This window comes from Xanthomonas sp. NCPPB 3218, from assembly GCF_056725185.1.
This window is the reverse complement of record NZ_CM161516.1, coordinates 3,972,361-3,990,259: the sequence shown is the minus strand read 5'-3', so window position 1 is coordinate 3,990,259 and position 17,899 is coordinate 3,972,361. Positions and strand designations below refer to the sequence as shown.

The 17,899-nt window shown below is 65.8% G+C and carries 13 protein-coding genes; 8 read left to right on the top strand and 5 right to left on the bottom strand.

Annotation, left to right across the window (positions count from 1 at the left end):
• Window positions 1-103 precede the first annotated feature (103 nt).
• A complete protein-coding gene (locus AC1PLS_RS16545) occupies window positions 104-1,045 on the top strand; it encodes a YiiG family protein (protein ID WP_104575490.1) in 942 nt (313 codons plus the stop codon).
• A gap of 537 nt (window positions 1,046-1,582) precedes the next feature.
• On the opposite strand, the gene AC1PLS_RS16540 is transcribed toward AC1PLS_RS16545, so the two are convergent.
• Complete coding sequence (locus AC1PLS_RS16540) at window positions 1,583-2,455, bottom strand: ion transporter (RefSeq protein WP_481103862.1); 873 nt, start codon at window positions 2,453-2,455, stop codon at window positions 1,583-1,585.
• A gap of 72 nt (window positions 2,456-2,527) precedes the next feature.
• Here AC1PLS_RS16540 and AC1PLS_RS16535 point away from each other — a divergent pair, with 72 nt between their 5' ends.
• Complete coding sequence (locus AC1PLS_RS16535; protein WP_024938094.1) at window positions 2,528-3,754, top strand: acetylornithine transaminase; 1,227 nt, start codon at window positions 2,528-2,530, stop codon at window positions 3,752-3,754.
• 191 nt (window positions 3,755-3,945) lie between these two features.
• Here AC1PLS_RS16535 and AC1PLS_RS16530 read toward each other — a convergent pair whose 3' ends face one another.
• The gene (locus AC1PLS_RS16530; protein WP_481103861.1) at window positions 3,946-4,563 is read right to left on the bottom strand and encodes an HAD-IA family hydrolase; all 618 of its coding nucleotides are present in this window, start codon (window positions 4,561-4,563) and stop codon (window positions 3,946-3,948) included.
• A gap of 297 nt (window positions 4,564-4,860) precedes the next feature.
• On the opposite strand from AC1PLS_RS16530, the gene AC1PLS_RS16525 reads away from it, so the two are divergent.
• The 6 genes from AC1PLS_RS16525 (at window position 4,861) to azu (ending at window position 11,569) form a co-directional block, all read left to right on the top strand.
• Window positions 4,861-7,143, top strand: a complete 2,283-nt coding sequence (locus AC1PLS_RS16525) for a TonB-dependent receptor (RefSeq protein WP_180969623.1) — start codon at window positions 4,861-4,863, stop codon at window positions 7,141-7,143.
• Window positions 7,144-7,230: 87 nt separating this feature from the next.
• Window positions 7,231-8,838 carry a flavin monoamine oxidase family protein gene (locus AC1PLS_RS16520; protein WP_024938097.1) on the top strand — a complete coding sequence of 536 codons (1,608 nt, stop codon included), beginning with the start codon at window positions 7,231-7,233 and terminating at the stop codon, window positions 8,836-8,838.
• Window positions 8,835-9,260 (top strand): c-type cytochrome, encoded by a 426-nt coding sequence (locus AC1PLS_RS16515; protein ID WP_024938098.1) that lies wholly within the window; start codon window positions 8,835-8,837, stop codon window positions 9,258-9,260. The genes AC1PLS_RS16520 and AC1PLS_RS16515 overlap by 4 nt, the downstream gene beginning before the upstream one ends.
• Window positions 9,261-9,291: 31 nt before the next feature.
• Entirely contained in the window at window positions 9,292-9,795 is a 504-nt protein-coding gene (locus AC1PLS_RS16510; protein WP_039519172.1) for a RidA family protein, read from the top strand.
• A gap of 30 nt (window positions 9,796-9,825) precedes the next feature.
• The gene (locus tag AC1PLS_RS16505) at window positions 9,826-11,028 is read left to right on the top strand and encodes a pyridoxal phosphate-dependent aminotransferase (protein ID WP_104568018.1); all 1,203 of its coding nucleotides are present in this window, start codon (window positions 9,826-9,828) and stop codon (window positions 11,026-11,028) included.
• Between the two features lie 91 nt (window positions 11,029-11,119).
• A complete protein-coding gene (azu, locus tag AC1PLS_RS16500) occupies window positions 11,120-11,569 on the top strand; it encodes an azurin (RefSeq protein ID WP_016903022.1) in 450 nt (149 codons plus the stop codon).
• Between the two features lie 224 nt (window positions 11,570-11,793).
• Here the strand turns inward: azu and AC1PLS_RS16495 are convergent, their stop codons facing one another.
• The 3 genes from AC1PLS_RS16495 to hemL all read right to left on the bottom strand — a co-directional run bounded on the left by AC1PLS_RS16495 (window position 11,794) and on the right by hemL (window position 17,608).
• Window positions 11,794-12,984 carry an FAD-dependent monooxygenase gene (locus tag AC1PLS_RS16495; RefSeq protein ID WP_481104507.1) on the bottom strand — a complete coding sequence of 397 codons (1,191 nt, stop codon included), beginning with the start codon at window positions 12,982-12,984 and terminating at the stop codon, window positions 11,794-11,796.
• A 74-nt stretch (window positions 12,985-13,058) separates the two neighbouring features.
• Entirely contained in the window at window positions 13,059-15,830 is a 2,772-nt protein-coding gene (locus AC1PLS_RS16490; protein ID WP_481103860.1) for a winged helix-turn-helix domain-containing protein, read from the bottom strand.
• Between the two features lie 488 nt (window positions 15,831-16,318).
• The gene (gene hemL, locus AC1PLS_RS16485; protein ID WP_024938103.1) at window positions 16,319-17,608 is read right to left on the bottom strand and encodes a glutamate-1-semialdehyde 2,1-aminomutase; all 1,290 of its coding nucleotides are present in this window, start codon (window positions 17,606-17,608) and stop codon (window positions 16,319-16,321) included.
• Window positions 17,609-17,899 lie beyond the last annotated feature (291 nt).

The window sequence follows — 17,899 nt, the reverse complement described above, 5'->3', positions numbered from 1 at the left end:
CGCGCTGCACCCGCCGCGCGCGTGCCGAGGGTGCGCCGCGCCAGATGTCATTCGGCCGCACGCTGCGGCAGCCACCTCGTTCAACCCATCACTGGAACCCAAGATGACCCTTCGACTTCGTTATGCGCCGCTCACCGCGGCGATGGCTTTTGCCGCGCTGCTTGCCGGCTGCCAGAAAGACGCACCCGCCGCCGCAGTGGAAGGCGCCGACAAGATCAATGCCTACATCACGTGCTTCAATGGCGTTGAGCAGCCGATCCACGAGAGCTACCAGCAATACATCGAGTGGATGCAGGACCCCGAGGCTGGCCCGACCGGCAAGGAAAGCGGCATCCATGCACCGGGCACGGTGCTGTCGCATCACGTGGACGAATGTGGTGCGCCGATGACTGCGGCGCTGGCGCAAACGCCGGCCAACCCCGAGCTCGATCCGGTGGCCAAGACCTATCAGGAACGGTTCACCGCACTCAACGAGCGTATCGGCGAAGCGGTGCGCTACTACGACCGCGAGGATTATCTGCGCGACGACGGCAAGGGCATGAAGGCGCTGCACGCGCCGTTGATGCAGGCCTATCATGCGTTCTTCGAAGCCGGCGAAGCCATGAATGCCGCACTCGAACGTAACGAAGACATGCGTCGCCAGGCGCAGATCGATGCGATCGAAAAGGAAGAAGGTCGCAGCGCCTCCTGGTATCACCTGAAGATCATCGGCGAAGGCAAGCAGCTGGTGCAGGTGCTCGACAGCGACACGCCGGATCTTGCCGCAGCGCAGTCCCAGCTCGCGCGTTATCAAGGCATTCTGGAAGAGGCGCAGAAAGCCAAGATCGGCCAGGGCGATGCGATGTGGGGCCACATGGAACGCTCCGCCGACAAGCTGGCGCGCGAGTCGGGACGACTGGTCGAACGTATCCGCACCAAGACGCCACTGAACAAGAGCGAGCAGATGCTGCTGGAAAGCGGTTCGATGCCGCCGGGCGGCACCCGCCAGGCCGTGCTGGCCAGCTACAACGATCTGATCGACATGAGCAACCGCATGTCCCATTGATGCTGTGCAGGCATTCCTGTCGCGTTGTGTAAGCGGATCGCGCACTGCTTTCACCGTGCACACCGATTATCTCGACAGGTCCTTGCCCGCCCATCGTCGCGGGCTCTTACGCGGCATGGATGCCTGTAAGAGCCTACAAGGACGTACTTGCGGCGTGTCCTGCGATGGTGGGCGGGCAAGGGCCCCGCAGCAAAGCAACAGATCATTCGTTCTACGATTGATCCATCAGCACTATCCAGGTCCATCGAAACACACCACATAAAGAAGTCGAGACCTGTAAGCGTGACCGTGTTTAGGCGCGATCAGCTGCTGAGATCGAAAGTTCGGCGAGTCGACGGCGCGATGCCTCCACCGCTTGCGGGACATGCCGTGAATCCGTGCCAGCAGGCTCCCTAGCGGCATCCTTGCCGCCAAGGGTTCCGAAATCGATAAGACCACCGCACATGTCAGCCTTGTTGCATGCCGATGGGAACCGCAAAGCCGGCTGCCTCCGCTTCTCGGCGGGCGCAGGCGTTGCGTCGCGTCGGCAGCACCGCGTCAGCCGTTGGAGATCTCCGGCAGCGGCTCGGCACACTGGCGGCAATAGCGTGCGTCGGGCGCGTGGCCTTCCAGCCCGCAACGTGGACAATTGCGCACATCGCGCTTGCCGGTGTGGCCACCTTCGCGCAGCGTGCTGGCCAGCTCGGCGGTGTAGATGCCGGTAGGCACGGCGATGATGCTGTAGCCGATCAGGATCAGGGCCGAGGTGATGAAGCGGCCCAGCGTGGTCTGCGGCACCAGGTCGCCAAACCCCACCGTGGCCATGGTCACGATGGCCCAGTACATGCTGGTCGGGATGCTGGTGAACCCATGTTGGGGGCCTTCGATCACATACATCGTGGCGCCGGCGATCACGGTGATGGTGAGCACGCTGAACAGGAACACCAGCACCTTGCGCCGGCTGCGCCACAGCGCGTCCACCAGTTGCCCGCTTTCTTCGATGTAGCGGGTGAGCTTGAGGATGCGGAACAGGCGCAGGATGCGCAGCACACGCACCACCAGCAGCGTCTGCGCACCGGGCACGAAGAACGACAGATAGCTGGGCAGAATCGAGAGCAGATCGATCACGCCCCACACGCTCAATGCGTAATGCAGCGGGCGCCGCACCACCGCCAGGCGTAACGCGTATTCGACGGTGAACAGGACCGTGAACGCCCATTCCAGCGGCACCAGCCAGTGCGCCGAATGCGAATGGATGCGCGGCACGCTGTCGATCATGATCACCACCACGCTGGTGAGGATCGCCACCACCAGCATCAGGTCGAAATTGCGCGATGGGCGGGTGTCGTGCCGGTAGATGATGTCGAACCATTGCCGGCGCCAGCCGTGGTCGGTGGCGGGAGTGAGCTGGGGATCGGAGAAGGGGCGCATCCGCGCATTGTGCCGCAGGCCGGCGAATGCGCGAGAATGCGCATTCTCCCTCCGCTTCTGTGACCCACCATCATGAGCACCGCTGCCGATTCGCCCCTGTCCCTCGCACATTACTACCTGCCGGTGTATCGCCCGCGCCAGGTGGTGCTGGAGCGTGGCCAGGGCAGTCGCGTGTGGGACGACCAGGGCCGCGCGTATGTGGATCTGTCCGCCGGTATTGCGGTCAGCGGGCTGGGCCACAACGATCCGGACCTGATGGCCGCGCTGACCGAGCAGGCCGGCAAGCTGTGGCACACCAGCAATGTGTTCTTCAGTGCGCCGCCGCTGAAGCTGGCCGAAGAGCTGGTCACCGCCTCGCGCTTCGCGCACAAGGTGTTCCTGTGCAATTCGGGTACCGAGGCCAACGAAGCGGCGATCAAACTGGTGCGCAAGTGGGCCAGCAGTCAGGGCCGCCCGGCCGACAAGCGCGTGATCGTGACCTTCCGCGGCAGCTTCCATGGGCGCACCCTGGCGGCGGTCACCGCCACCGCGCAGCCCAAGTATCAGGAAGGCTACGAGCCGCTGCCCGGCGGGTTTCGCTATGTGGACTTCAACGATGTCGCCGCGCTGGAAGCGGCCATGGCCGCGGGCGATGTGGCCGCGGTGATGGTCGAGCCGATCCAGGGCGAGGGCGGGGTGATGCCGGCCGCGCCGGGCTTCCTGAGCCGCGTGCGGGCGCTGTGCGACCAGCACGATGCACTGCTGGTGCTGGACGAGATCCAGTGCGGCATGGGCCGGACCGGCACGCTGTTCGCGCATTGGCAGGAGCAGGTGACGCCGGACATCGTGACGCTGGCCAAGGCGTTGGGTGGCGGCTTCCCGATCGGCGCGATGCTGGCCGGCCCCAAGGTGGCCGAAACCATGCAGTTCGGCGCGCACGGCACCACCTTCGGCGGCAACCCGCTGGCCGCGGCGGTGGCGCGCGTGGCGCTGCGCAAGCTGGCTTCGCCGCAGATCGCCGAGAACGTAGCGCGTCAATCGGCGGCGCTGCGCGCCGGCCTGGAGGCGCTCAACACCGAGTTCGGCCTGTTCGCCCAGATCCGCGGGCGTGGCCTGATGCTGGGCGCGGTGCTGGCGCCGGCGCATGCCGGGCAGGCCGGCGCGATCCTGGATTTTGCCGCCAAGCATGGCCTGCTGTTGCTGCAGGCCGGGCCGGATGTGTTGCGCTTCGTGCCGGCACTGAATCTGACCGATGCCGAGCTGGCCGATGGGTTGGAACGCCTGCACCTGGCCATTGCCGAGTACGTGGCGCAGAAGTGATGGAGTCCTGCGCGTTCTGCACCGTCGTGGCGGGTGCCGCGACGGTAAGCGCGGTGGGGTAAGCGGCGCGGGTCGTTGCGTTTCTTCGAGGCGTTCAACGCTGCGATCAGCGTCTTGCGTCACCCTTGAGGGTGATCAGTGTTTCGTGATGCTCAACGATTCCCGATTCCCCAATCCCCAATCCCGGCTCTTCACCCCAGCCCATACCGTTTCAAGACCCGCCGCAACGCCCGCGCATCGCGCACCGTGTCCGCATGCAGGCCGGCGGCACGCGCGCCGCGGACGTTGACGAACAGGTCATCGACAAACAGCGTGCGTGAGGCAGTCGCATCGAGCTGTGCAAGCGCGCGCTGATACACCTGCACATCGGGCTTGCGGCCGCCAAGCGCGCCGCTGCACAGCACGCGGCCCTGCAATAGCGGAAACAGCGGCGGCACGATCCGCTCAATCGCTTCCGCCATCAATGGCCCGTTGTTAGTGAGCACCGCCACCGCGGTGGTTGCCGCCACCGCCAGCACCTGCGTCAGCACTGCCGGGTCGGCGCGGCATGCCGCCACGCGTGCGGCGATCCAGGTGGCGCGATCGATCGTACAGCCAAGGCCGTCGCTGAGCTGCGCCAGATAGGCCGGCGTGTCGATCACCCCGGCGTCGTAGGCGCGCTCCAGGCCCTGCTCGAACAACACCTGTTGCACACGCTGCGGCGTGCACGCCGCCGCATTGGCAAGCGCCGCCACACGGCGCGGCCGCGAATAGCTGGCCAGCACGCCGTCGAAATCGAGCAGTAACAGGGACGGGGCTGCAGGCGGCATGGGTGCACTCGGAATGTGGCGGGGCAGCGTTGTCGATTCACCACGGGATGGCAAGCGTGCAAGACCTGGTATGTCCGGATCCACGCAGGTGGGTAGGGATGGTACCCATTCAGATCGTTGAATTCGGCAGCAACCTACCCACCCGCGCCGCCCCTACCCTCCGCGCGGCGCTTGCGGTGGAACTGTGCTGGGTATGGTCGATGCATGCCGCATCCGCGGTGTCAGCCGGTCTTGGGGAGCGGGCCCGGTCACTCAGCACGTCACACCATCCAGGGGGTCGATTGCATGCGCAAGCGCTTGAACACCGATCAACTGGCGGCGTCGGTCGCCGCCATTCTCACCACTGCCACGCGTGGCCGCACGCTGGCTTCGATGACCTTGGTGCTGGCTGGCGCACACAGCCTGCCCGTCCTGGCACAGGAAGCGCGCACGCTGGACGCGGTCAGCGTGGTCGGTACCGGCTCCACGCGCACCACGGCTTCCATCTCCGTTGCCGAGATCCAGGCCCAGGTGCCCGGCGTGGCACCGCAGCAGTTGCTGGCGAGCCTGCCCGGCGTGAATGTGCAGACCACCGATCCATTCGGGCTGTACGAGTTCGGCGACTCGATGACCATCCGCGGCTTTTCCGCCAACCAGATCGGCGTGACCCTGGACGGCATCCCGATCGAAACCTTCGACACCCGCGAAGGCGGCCCGATCACCCGCTACGTGTCCAGCGAGAACCTGCTCGACGTCACCGTGTCGGCCGGCTCCGGCGATGTCACCCAGCCGTCGTACCACGCACTCGGCGGTGCGATCCGCTACACCAGCCTGCCCCCGAAGGGCGGCGACAGCTGGAGCGGCAATCTCACCCAGACCATCGGCTCGGACGATCTGGTACGCAGCTTCGTGCGGCTGGATACGCCGGACTGGTGGGAAGGCGGCCCCAGCGCGTACCTGTCTGCCTCGCGCACGCAGGGCGGGGTGTGGGACATGGAACCGGCCACGCAGAAGAGCGATCACTTCGAAGCCAAGATCCGCCAGGCCTGGGACGTGGGCCACCTGACCCTGGGCTGGATCTACAACAACCGCAAGGACTACGACGTGCAGTCGTACAACTCCGACGGCTCGGTCGCGTGGGATCTGCACGAACGCATCACCGGCAATCCGGAAGTGGATGCCGAGCATTACAGCGAATGGCAGAACGGCCGCCGCGACTCGCTGCTCAGCCTGCACGGCGATTTCCTGTTCAACGATGCGATCGGTTTCACCTTCACCGGCTACTACGAGAACAAGCATGGTTACGGCGTCGGCGGCACGCCGCCGAGCACGGCCACTGGCCTGTACAACGATGCCATCGCCGGTACGCCAGGGCGCACCGACATCGCCATCAACGACCCGCAGATCGTCGATGCCAACGGCAATGTCACCCGCGTCGGTGCGATGACGCGGCGCGAGGAAATCATGGGCGGCGATCGCTACGGCGTGACCACCGCGGTGTCGTGGGAGACCGAGCACAACAAGCTCGAAGTCGGTGCGTGGTACGAGAACTACGACTTCGACCAGGTGCGCCCGCTGTACAACCTGGACCCGGCCACCGGCGCACTGCTCAAGGGCTCGCTGCCGATCGTCATCTACTACGACAACCACTTCTCCACCGAGGTGAAGCAGCTCTACATCAAGGACACGCTGCGCCTGCTCGATGACCGGCTCACCATGGAGTTCGGTGCCAAGGGACTGGATGTCAAACGCGACTACAACGGCATCGCCAATCTCGATGACTTCAATGTCGGTGTGCGCCGCGATGTCACCATCAAGAACAGCGACTGGTTCCAGCCGCAGGTCGGCGCCAGCTTCCAGCTCGCCGACGGCGTGCAGGTATTCGCCAACTACGCGGAGAACTTCAGCTCGGCGCCGCGGCTGGCGTTGACCTCGGGCGCATTCAATCCGGATATCGCGCCGGAGGAATCGACCAATATCGATATCGGCATCCGCGCCGAATCCAGCCAGTGGAGCGGCTACGTCGCTGCCTACAAGATCGATTACGAGAACCGCATCATCGCGCTGACCGACCCGGACCCATTGGTGGTCGCACCCACGATCTACGCCAACGTCGGCGACGTGCAGACCTATGGTGCGGAAGTGTCCGGCATGTGGAAGCCGGCACCGGGCTGGCGGCTGGGAGCGTCGCTGACCTGGAACAAATCCGAGTTCCAGGACAACTATTTCGGCCCGGTCAGCGGCAACCTGGTGCAGGTGGAAGGCAACGAAGTGCCGGACTCGCCCAAGGTGATGTTCAGCCTCAACGGCGGTTGGGAGGGCGAGCATTTCTTCGCCAACCTCGACACCAAATACACCGGCAAGCGCTACGGCGACACGCTCAATACCGACCAGGTGGATGCCACCTTCATCGTCAACGGCAGCATCGGCTATCAGGGCGAGGATGCCGGGTTCCTCGCCGGTGGGCGGCTGCAGTTGTCGGTCTACAACCTGTTCGACAAGGACGATGCGATCGGTGCGGTGTTCCCGAACGAAAGTTCCGGCTCGTACCAGTTGATCGCACCGCGCCAGCTGTTCGCCAGTCTGTCCTACAAGTTCTGAGGCGGTGATGCGGCCGGCGTCACTGCCGGCCGCGTCATGCGTTTTGTCAGTCGCACTCGTTCCATGACATGCAAGGACTACGCGTTGATGCAAGGCAATCATTCTGGGGCGATGACGCGGCGGCAACTGCTGGCGCGCATCGGCATGACCGCTGGCGGCGCGATGATGTACCAGGCGATGAGCAGCCTGGGCATGGCCGCCGAATCAAATTTCAAAGGGCCGCTGCAACTGGACGGCGACCCGAAAGGCGCCTCGGTGCTGATTCTGGGGGCGGGGCTGGCCGGCATGGCTGCGGCCTTCGAACTGCGCAAGGCGGGGTACCGCGTGCAGGTGCTGGAATACAACGACCGCCCCGGTGGGCGTAACTGGACGCTGCGTGGTGGCGACCGTTACACCGAACTGGGCGGGGCGACCCAGCATTGCCAGTTCGACGACGGGCTGTACCTCAATCCGGGGCCGTGGCGCATTCCGCATCACCACAAGGCGGTGCTGAGTTACTGCAAGCAATTCGGTGTGGCCCTGGAGGCATTCAACCAGGTCAACTACAACGCGCTGTTGCACAGCCAGCAAGGCTTTGGCGGCAAACCGCAGCGCTTTCGCGCCATCGATGCCGATTACAAGGGCCACGTGTCCGAGCTGCTGGCCAAGTGCACGCAGCAGCAGGCGCTGGACAAGAGCGTGAGCCGTGAAGACCAGGAGGTGCTGTTGGAGTCCTTGCGCACCTGGGGCGCGCTCGACCACAAGTTCGGCTACGTCAAAGGCAAGGACAGCAGCGAGCGGCGCGGCTTTGCGCGGTATCCCGGCGGCGGCCTGTCGGGCAAGCCGGAGTTCTCCGATCCCTTCAGCGTGCAGGACGTGTTGCGCTCGCGTCTGTGGACCACGTTGGCGGCCGGCAACAACTACGAAATGCAGACCACCATGTTCCAGCCGGTGGGCGGCATGGACCAGATCGGCAAGGCGTTCGCGAAGCAGCTTGGCGATGCCATCACCTACAACGCCAAGGTCACCAGGATCGATCAGGACGGCAACGGCGTGCGTGTGTCCTGGCAGGATGCCGCGCACGGCGGCGAAGAACGCATCGCCAGCGCCGATTGGTGCATCTGCACGATTCCGCTGTCGGTGCTCAGTCGTATTCCGGTCACCGCCGGCGACGCGATGACCACCGCGATCGGCCAGGTGCCGTACGCGGCATCGGTGAAGGTGGGCCTGCAGTTCAAGCGCCGCTTCTGGGAAGAGGACGAGGCCATCTACGGCGGCATCAGCTATACCGATCTGCCGATCACCTTGATCAGCTATCCCAGCACCAACTATCACAGCCCCGGCAAGGGCGTGCTGCTCGGTGCCTACGTGTGGGGACTGGACGCCTACCAGTTCACCTCGATGCCCCCGGAGCAGCGTGTGCGCAAGGCGGTCGAATACGGCACGCAGCTGCATCCGCAGTATCCACGCGAGTTCGAGAACGGCATTTCGGTCGGCTGGCACCGTGTGCCGTTCACGCATGGCTGTTTCGGCATGTGGAGCGAGCAGGCGCGTGCCGAGCACTACACGCCGCTGTGCCAGATCGACGGGCGCCTGGCGCTGGCCGGTGAACACGTCTCCTATATTCCGGCCTGGCAGGAGGGCGCGATCTTGTCCGCGCACGATGTCGTCGGCCGTCTGCATCGCAAAGTGCTGGCCGGAGGAGGTCGCGCATGAGTCTGTTACCACGATTGGCCGCGGCCAGCTTCGTCGTTGCGATGGCTGCCTTGCTGGTGCCGCCGGGCGTATACGATGCGCAGGCGCAGAGTTCCGATGCCACCCAGCTGTTCCCGCAGCAGGGCTTTGCCAAGGCATCCGGCCAGGATGTCTACCAGGCGATCTGCCAGGGCTGCCACATGCCGGCCGGGCGCGGCGCGCAAGGTGCCGGCGAATACCCGGCGCTTGCCGGCAATCCCAAGCTGGCCGCCGGACCCTACGTCACCATGATGGTGCTCGACGGCCACGCCGGCATGCCCGGCTTCGGCGAGATGCTCAACGACCGCCAGGTGGCCGAAGTGGCAAGTTATGTGCGCACGCATTTCGGCAACGATTACGCCGAGCGCGTCACCGTCGACGACGTCAAATCGCTGCGCCACTGATTCCCCCTTTTCTCTCATGCAAGGAGTTGCCATGTCCCGTCCAGTGACAGCCGTCCTCACTGCCGCCCTGTTGTGGTCTGCGGGTCTCACCGCTGCGCACGCCGCCGAGGTGATCCGCCACAAGATTCCCAACAGCGATTTCCCCATCGCTGCCGCCGTGGAAATTCCTGCCGGCAAGGCCACTGTCTATGTCAGCGGCAAGGTGCCGGCGGTGGTGGATGCCAGTGCGCCCAAGGATTCGGCTGCCGCCTATGGCGACACCAAGGCGCAGACGGTGAGCGTGTTGAACCAGATCAAGCAGCAACTCGCAGCGCTCGGCCTGGGGATGGGCGATGTGGTGAAGATGCAGGTGTTTCTGGTCGGCGATCCGGCCATGGGCGGCAAGATGGATTTCAACGGATTCATGGAGGGTTACCGCCAGTTCTTCGGCACCAAGGAGCAGCCCAACCTGCCGGCACGCTCGGCCTTCCAGATCGCCGCGCTCGGCAACCCGCTGTATCGGGTGGAAATCGAAGTGGTCGCCGTTCGTCCCTGAAACCGTCGTGCCGTCCTGCTGGAGGTTGTCATGAAAACTGCTCTTTCGCGCCGCATGTTTCTGCGCGATTCCGCGCTGTTTGCCGGCGCTGCCGGTGCGAGTGCGCTGCCGCTGCTGGCCAGCGCCGCCGAACGTTCCGCCGCCGTCGCGCCGACACCGGCCAGTGCGCTGTCGCCGGTGATGATCGGCTCCAACGAGTTTCCCGATGGCCCGTCGGCGGCCGCGGTCAAGGCCATCGCACAGATCGCACCGCAAGGCGGACGCTACCTGCGCGATGTGCAGAGGGAACTGATGGATACCCTGGCCGCCGAGCTCAAGCTGCCGGTCGATCACCTGATGGCCTACGCCGGCTCCACCGAGCCGCTGGACTACACGATGCTGGCGTTCACCTCGCCCAGCGCCGCGCTGGTCACTGCCGATCCCACCTACGAATCCGGTTGGCGCGCCGCCACCCGCAATGGCGCAAACCTGATCAAGGTACCGTTGCGCAAGGACTTTTCGCACGATGTGCAGGCGATGTGCGCCGCCGACGCCAGCCCCGGCGTGATCTACATCTGCAATCCCAACAATCCCACCGGCTCGGTCACCGCACGTAAGGATCTGGACTACGCATTGGCGCACAAGCCCAAGGGCAGCGTGCTGGTGGTGGACGAGGCCTATATCCACTTTGCGCAGAGCACCAGCAGCGTGGTCGACATGGTCGCCGCGGGCGAGGACGTGGTGGTGTTGCGCACCTTCTCCAAGCTCTACGGCATGGCCGGCATTCGCCTCGGCTATGCGGCCGCGCGCCCGGACCTGCTGGCCAAGCTGATGTTCTACAGCGTCAACAGCCTGCCAGTGACCGCCGCCGCCGCAGGCCTGGCCAGCCTGCGCGATCCCGCACTGGTGCCGCAGCGACGCGCGCGCACCGCGGCCACACGCAAGGACGTGATGGAGTTTCTCGCCAAACAGGGCTACGCCTGCACCGCCTCGGAGAGTAACTGCTTCATGGTCGATGTGAAGCGCCCGGCCGCCGGCTTCAAGGACGACATGGCCACCCATGGCGTGTTCATCGGACGCAGCTGGCCAGTATGGCCGACCTGGTCGCGCATCACCGTCGGAACCGACGCGGAGATGGCACGCTTCAAGCAGGCCTTCGTGCAGGTGATCGCCGGCAAGCGCGGCCCGTTGCCGCTGCCGGACGCTACGGCCGCTGTGCATGATCCGATGGATGCTTTTTTCCGTTACGCATGAGGCGTTACTCTGGCACCACCGGCGCATGCGAACGCGCTGGTGTGGCCAGGCGCGCTGGGCGTCGCGCATCCCTTAACGCAGGAGTGTTCCCTTGAAAGTGTTTTCGACATTTGCCGTGCTTGGTCTGGTGCTGCTGGCGCCTTCGGCATGGGCGCGTACCTGCGCCGTCACCATCACCGGCAACGATCAGATGAAGTTCGACCAGAGCGCGATCAAGCTGGCACCCGACTGCACGCAGGTGGACCTCACGCTCAAGCACTCCGGCAAGATGGCCGCCACGGTGATGGGGCACAACTGGGTGCTGACCAAGTCCGCCGACTTCCAGGCAGTGGCCAATGCCGGCATACGCTCCACCATTGCCGACAGCTATCTGCCCAAGGCCGACGCGCGCGTGATCGCCCACACCAAGGTGATCGGCGGCGGCGACAGCACCACGGTGAGCTTTCCCACCAGCAAGTTGAGCAAGGGCGGCGATTACACCTTCTTCTGCTCGTTCCCCGGCCACTGGGCGATGATGAAGGGCACGCTGAGTTTTGGTTGAGCTGTCACGTGCCGCAGGTGTGCGTGGCCGCGGCAGGAGTGAAGTGTGAGGGAGCTGGCACGCGGTCACGCCGCGTGCTCCAGGGCAATCGTGAGCGGAGCGGACGGCAGCGCCAACCAGCGTCGTGGACGCTGCTTCTGGTTCCGGCGTTGGCGCATCAGCGTCTTTCGCCGAACGCGATGTAGTCTGCGTTTTTAACGGGCTTTCCCGGTCAATCGGTTGATCTACTCGTAGCTTGGCAAGGCGATGGCATTGGCGTCCCGTGCAAAATGGTTGTTGATGAACGACCTGAGTGCGGGCCGGCTGGCCAGGCGGATGGCGTTGCGCAGCACGGCCAGGCCGAAGCGGGTGTGCGGCCACAGCAGGCGCGGAACCAGCTTGGGAATGTTCTGCCCCTGTTTGACGAAGGGGCGCATGATGCGTTCGTAGTGAGCGAAGGCGGTTGCCGGCGTGTCCGACCTGGCAAGCTCCCCGGCAAGGACGTAGGCACCCACGATCGCAAGCGTGGTGCCGATGCCGGACAGTGCGGTCGGGCACCATGCCGCATCGCCGGTCAGGACCACCCGACCGTTGGACCAGCGGTCCATGCGTACCTGGCGCAGCACATCGAAGTAGAAGTCGTCGACGTCCGTCATCGCATCCAGGATGCGTGGAAACTCCCAGCCCAGCGCAGAGAACTGCGCACGAATGAAGGCGCGCTGTTGCGCCACGCTCCAGCTGTTCTCGTGACCGGGTCGCTTCTGGATGCCGAGATAGACTCCCAACTTGCCGTCGCGTGCAGGTTTCACCACCGCTCCCCGACCACCCAGCGTGTTGTATTGCCGCGCATAGACGCCGTCACTGGCGATCTGCGGAATGCTGAAGTAGGCAATCGTCAGGTCCATCCAGCGCGGCCGATTTTCTTCAGGGAAAACCAGCTCCCTGGTGTGCGAGCCGACGCCCTCGGCGATCACCACAAGTGCATAGGTTTCCTGGTGGCCGCCAGCAAAGGTGACCTGGACGCCACCGTCGCGCTGCTCAATGTGTTCGATGCTGTCACCGAAGCGGAAGCGCACTCCTTGCGCTGCTGCGGCCTCGTAGACGATCCGGGCGATATCGCCGCGACGGATTTCCATCTCCGCGGTCGGGCCGCCGTCGGTGTCGGAGTGCGCCGCTTCGAAGCGGCCGACCACGTGATTGTCTTCGGTGACCCAATCGGTGCCGCGCTCCCGGGTGCTGCGTTCGAGCAGCAACGCCTCCAGGCCCATCCGGCGCAGCACGTCTCGCGCGGTGCCGCGCACGTCCACGTTCTGTCCGCCGTCGCGGAACGCCGGCGCGCGCTCCACGACTTCAACATCGCGGCCATACCTGGCAAGCCACCAGGCCGTGGTGGTGCCGGCAACGCTGGCGCCCGTGACAAGGATACGAGCAGCCATGCTGTGAGCTCCCGATAAAAATACATCATACATGATGTATTTTTATCGGCGGAAGCCAGCCCCGGCGCTGGCGGTCAGCCTGGCGACGTCTCCGCACTGCCGGGCGGGGCCGCTGCGCGCAACAACCCGCGTTGCAAGGCCTGCGCCAACGCGCTTTCGCGGCTGCGTGCATCGAGCTTGCGATAGAGGTTCTTCAAGTGGAACTTGACCGTGTTTTCCGACAGGTGCAGACAGCGTGCGATCTGCTTGTTGGAATACCCACGTGCCAGCTGCGCGAGCACTTCCAGCTCGCGCTCGCTGAAGATGTCGCCGGCCGGGTCCTCGTCGCCGCTGAGGCGTTCGAGCAGGGCCTGGATGGTGAGTGCGCGGGTGGTGCCGCCGACGGTCTGCGGGTCGTGTTGACGCAGCGAGCGCAGCATTGCCTTGGCCGGCAGTCCGAGTTCGACGATCGCCTGCCAGCTTTGCGTCAGCGCCACATGATCGAGCGCGCTGTACAGATGCGGCAGCGCCGCGGCCAGTTCGCCACGCTGCTGCAGCACCAGGGCGATGCGTGCGCGGGTGCGCGCGAGGTGGCACAGATTGTCATTGGCCAGGCAGGCCTGTTCGATCTGGCCCAGGATGGTCAGCGCGGCGCTGCTGCGTCCGGCCAGCCGGTGCCAGCGTGCCAGCGCAAAGCCCATCGCCGCGCGATCGCGCCAGCGGTGGGGCGAGCGCAGCGTATGCGCCAGGCCGGATTCGCCGCCGGTACGGGCGATCACCACATCGATGGCGGCATTACCCGGATGTTCCAGCAACAGCATCAAGCGCCACGCTGCCGCCAGCTCGGACAGGCGCGTCAGCTTGCGCCCGTGGGCGATCTGTTCGACGTGTTCGAGCAGCGCCAATGCACTGCGCCCGCTGTGGTCGCGCACACGCTCCAGTCCCAGCGCGGTGTCGTAGGCGGAAGCCAGCACGTCCATGCCACCGTCGTGCTGTTCCAGCAGTTCCAGCGCCGGATGCAGCAGGTCGGCCGCATCGTCGTGGTGGCCGCGTTCGTAATGCAGTTGCGCGAGCAGGCACTGGCCGGCGGCCTCCAGCACGCGATCCAGTTGCGGGGTGCGTGCGCACCAGTTCAGGGCCTGCCGGTAACAGGCTTCGGCGTCGCCGAGTTGCCCGCGGTAGAAAAAGCTCTGGCCCAACGCCAGCAGCGCCTGGCTTGCGCCCGGTTCGCTGCCACCGCGCTGCATCGCGTCGCGTGCGTTCAGGGCGTAGCGTTCGGCCAATGCAAAGGCGCCCTGCGCAATGGCGGTGGTGGCGCAGATGCACAGCAGCATGCCGCGGCCCAGATGATCGTCTTCGTCCAGCGCGGATGCCTGCGCGGCGATCTGGGTCAGGCCATGTGGATTGCCGCAGATCTCGTCGAGGCGATCGCGCAACAGCGCCACCACCACCGTGTAGTCGCGCTGCAAGGGCTCACGCAGCGCCGCTGGAAAGTCGCGGAAGCGTTCCAGCAGCAGGCGCGCATGGCTGAACTCGCCGAGCCTTGCGTGCAGATGCGCCTGGGTGAGATTCAGCGCCGGGGTGTCGCGGATGGTGCGGTGTTCGAAATGCCGGAGCAGTGCGCGCACCTCGTGCGTGCCGTGGGTCAGCACCAGTTGCCAGGTGCCGGCGCGCGCGATGTAGCTGGCGGCCAGGTCGCCGCACTCGGCACGCGATGCGTGCCGCACCGCTTCGGCCAGATGCTGGTGCTCGCCAAACCAGCGTGCGGCCCGTTGATGCAGGTGCGTGGCCTGGCCGGGATGTTCGCGATCGAGCAGTTGCTGCAGGAAGTCGGCAAACAAGGGGTGATAGCGGAACCATTCGCGCTCGCCATCCATGGGCACCAGCAGGCCGTGGAAATGTTCCAGCCGCGCCAGCAGCCGGCCGCTGTCGTCGCGCTGGCGCACTGCATCGGCCAGCGCTGCGTTGACGCGCTCCAATGGACTGGTTCGCAACAGCAGGTCGCGCGTGTCGGCATCCAGATCGTTGACCACCTGTTCGGCCAGGTACGCGGCAATCTGTGCACTGCGGCCGGAGAAACGCGCGGCCACCTCCTGTTGACGCTGCGCGCCGCCCTCCAGCCACAGGCGCGCCAGATGCAGCGCCACCGGCCAGCCTTCGGTGTAGCGCAGCAATTCGTCCACCACCGGCGCCGGGACCTGGGGCCCCAGCAGTGCCTGCGCCTCGTGTTCATCCAGCGCCAGTTGCGCACTGCCGAGACGGCTGAGCTGCGCCTGCAGGTCCAGCCGCGCCAGCGGCAGTGCCGGCACGCGCCGGGTGGCCAGCAGCAGGTGCAGGCGTCCGCCGCCGTGTTCGACCAGGCGCAGTACCAGCTCGTCGACGATGCCGCTGCCGAGCCGGTCGTAATCGTCGAGAATCACGCTGATGCGCCGTGGCGCCGCGCGCAGCGCGCGGATCAGCACCGTCACCGCCTCGCGCGGATCCTGGTCGCGGTTGTGCAGCACTGCGGCGCACAGCGCCGGATCGGCACCTGCGTGCTGGATCGCCAACGCCAGATGGCCAAGGAAGCGCGCGGCATCGGCGTCCTCTTCGTCCAGCGACAGCCAGGCCACGGCCGCGTGCTCGCGTGCGCGCAGCTGCGCATGCCACTGCGCCAGCAGCGTGGTCTTGCCGAATCCCGGCGGTGCCAGCAGCAGGGTGAGTGGCCGGGCCTGGGCCTGATCCAGCGCCGCCAGCAACGCGCCGCGCACCACCGCACCGGTACGCGGCAGCGGCGGCTCCAGCTTGCTGGCAAGCAGCCAATCGGGAAGGGCGGAATCGCGCGACGGTGAGGGGCGCGGTGTGAGCAACGCAACAGGCTTGAGCATGAGGCGAGGGCGGCCCTGGCAAGCGTCGGCAGCGCGCCGGCTCGACACGCTGCAGATCGTGATGAAACAGCGGCGATGCAGATCGCGTCACCGTGACCGGCGACAACGTCATATCGGCTGCTTCGAGGGTCCCCACCCATGCCCATCCGTGGACACCTTTCAGAAAGGTATGACAGCCACAAGACAAAAGCAAAGCTTGTCGTTGCGCCGCCGCCTGAATGGCGCAAGCGATGGCGCAGGGCGCGCGCAAGCGCCAGGCAACAGCCGAGTCCATCCGGACGCCATGGGCCCGGACACGACGCCGGCGCCGCGCCTGTTCAGCGTCGGCGCGGAGTCGAGATACACATCAGCCATCGCCGATGGCGCGAGCCTTGCGGCCAGCGCCATCGGTGAGCATCGCGAGGCACGCGATCACGCCTGGCTTTCAACGCCACACAAGGTCAGCGTGTCCGTGCCAGCTCGCAGACAAGACGACGTCCGAAGACGCCTCAGTGCGCCACTTCCGCAAACGCCTCGCGCGCGGCGGCCAGTGTGGCCTCGATCACTGCCGCGTCGTGCGCGCTGGACATGAAGCCGGCCTCGTACGCCGACGGCGCCAGATACACGCCCCGCTGCAGCATCGCATGGAAGAAACGGTTGAAGGTGGTGATGTCGCAGGCAGTGGCCTGCGCGTAGCTCTCCACGATCTCGTCGGTGAAGAACAATCCGAACATGCCGCCGACCTGATTGGTGGTGACGGCAATGCCGGCCGCGCGCGCGGCATCTTCCAGTCCTTCGCACAATACGCTGGTGGCCTCGCTCAGGCGGGCGTGGAAGCCCGGCTCCTGCACCAGTTCCAGCATCGCCAGACCGGCCGCCATCGCCACCGGGTTACCCGACAAGGTGCCGGCCTGGTAGATCGGGCCGGCCGGAGCGATCTGCTCCATCAAGTCGCGCCGGCCGCCGTACGCACCCACCGGCATGCCGCCGCCGATGATCTTGCCGAAGGTGCTCAGGTCCGGCGTGACCCCGTAATGCGCCTGCGCGCCACCGAGCGCGACGCGGAAACCGGTCATCACCTCGTCGAAGATCAGCAGTGCGCCATGCCGGGTGCACAGCGTGCGCAGATGCTGCAGGTAGCCGGCCTGCGGCGGAATGCAGTTGGCGTTGCCGACCACCGGTTCGATGATCACTGCCGCCACGTCGGCGCCGATCTCGTCGAACAGGGCGGTGGCGCCTTCGAAGTCGTTGAAGCTGAGGGTAGCGGTCAACTCGCTGAGGCCGGACGGCACGCCCGGCGAGGTCGGCACACCCAGGGTCAGCATGCCGCTGCCGGCCTTGACCAGGAACGAGTCGCCATGGCCGTGATAGCAGCCTTCGAACTTGACGATGCGGTTGCGCCCGGTGGCGCCGCGCGCCAGGCGCACCGCCGACAGCGTGGCTTCGGTACCCGAATTGACCATGCGCACCATCTCGCAGGACGGCACCAGCCGGTGGATCGTCTCGGCCATGGTGACTTCGGCCGCACACGGCGCACCGAACGACAGGCCGTCGCGGATCGCGCGCTCCACCGCTTCGCGTACTGCCGGGTGATTGTGGCCGGCAATCATCGGCCCCCACGAGCCCACGTAGTCGATGTAGCGGTTGTCGTCCACGTCGTACAGATACGGGCCATCGGCGCGCGCCACGAAGAACGGCTCGCCGCCGACCGACTTGAATGCACGCACCGGTGAGTTGACGCCGCCGGGCAGCAGCGTCTGCGCCTGGGCGAACAGGGCGTGGGAGCGGGTGTGGTTCATGCGCGCAGATCCTTGAGTGGTACCGAGTGGGGGCGGCGCGGCCCGACTGCGGGCAGCGCACTCGCCATTGTCAGGCTTGCGGCCCCCGTCCGCCTACCCACCAGGTGCCTGCCTACCCGTCGGAGCGCGCGGGTAGGGCAACCCGGCTGCCTATGATCGAACGGGACGGTATCGACGGTTTGGCATGAGCAGATGACCCGCGGTCATTGGCCTCCCGCGGCCGATGTTCAGAGAGTGTGATTCCGGTAGCCATTGGCGCCGTTCATTTTTGTCGCGTTGCCGACAGTTCCA

Coding starts and splice junctions, on each gene's coding strand:
- AC1PLS_RS16495 (WP_481104507.1), bottom strand. CDS start 12,984: ATGGCTGCTCGTATCCTTGTCACGGGCGCCAGCGTTGCCGGCACCACC.
- AC1PLS_RS16505 (WP_104568018.1), top strand. CDS start 9,826: ATGAAAACTGCTCTTTCGCGCCGCATGTTTCTGCGCGATTCCGCGCTG.
- AC1PLS_RS16530 (WP_481103861.1), bottom strand. CDS start 4,563: ATGCCGCCTGCAGCCCCGTCCCTGTTACTGCTCGATTTCGACGGCGTG.
- AC1PLS_RS16510 (WP_039519172.1), top strand. CDS start 9,292: ATGTCCCGTCCAGTGACAGCCGTCCTCACTGCCGCCCTGTTGTGGTCT.
- AC1PLS_RS16520 (WP_024938097.1), top strand. CDS start 7,231: ATGCAAGGCAATCATTCTGGGGCGATGACGCGGCGGCAACTGCTGGCG.
- AC1PLS_RS16490 (WP_481103860.1), bottom strand. CDS start 15,830: ATGCTCAAGCCTGTTGCGTTGCTCACACCGCGCCCCTCACCGTCGCGC.
- AC1PLS_RS16540 (WP_481103862.1), bottom strand. CDS start 2,455: ATGCGCCCCTTCTCCGATCCCCAGCTCACTCCCGCCACCGACCACGGC.
- AC1PLS_RS16545 (WP_104575490.1), top strand. CDS start 104: ATGACCCTTCGACTTCGTTATGCGCCGCTCACCGCGGCGATGGCTTTT.
- AC1PLS_RS16535 (WP_024938094.1), top strand. CDS start 2,528: ATGAGCACCGCTGCCGATTCGCCCCTGTCCCTCGCACATTACTACCTG.
- AC1PLS_RS16515 (WP_024938098.1), top strand. CDS start 8,835: ATGAGTCTGTTACCACGATTGGCCGCGGCCAGCTTCGTCGTTGCGATG.
- hemL (WP_024938103.1), bottom strand. CDS start 17,608: ATGAACCACACCCGCTCCCACGCCCTGTTCGCCCAGGCGCAGACGCTG.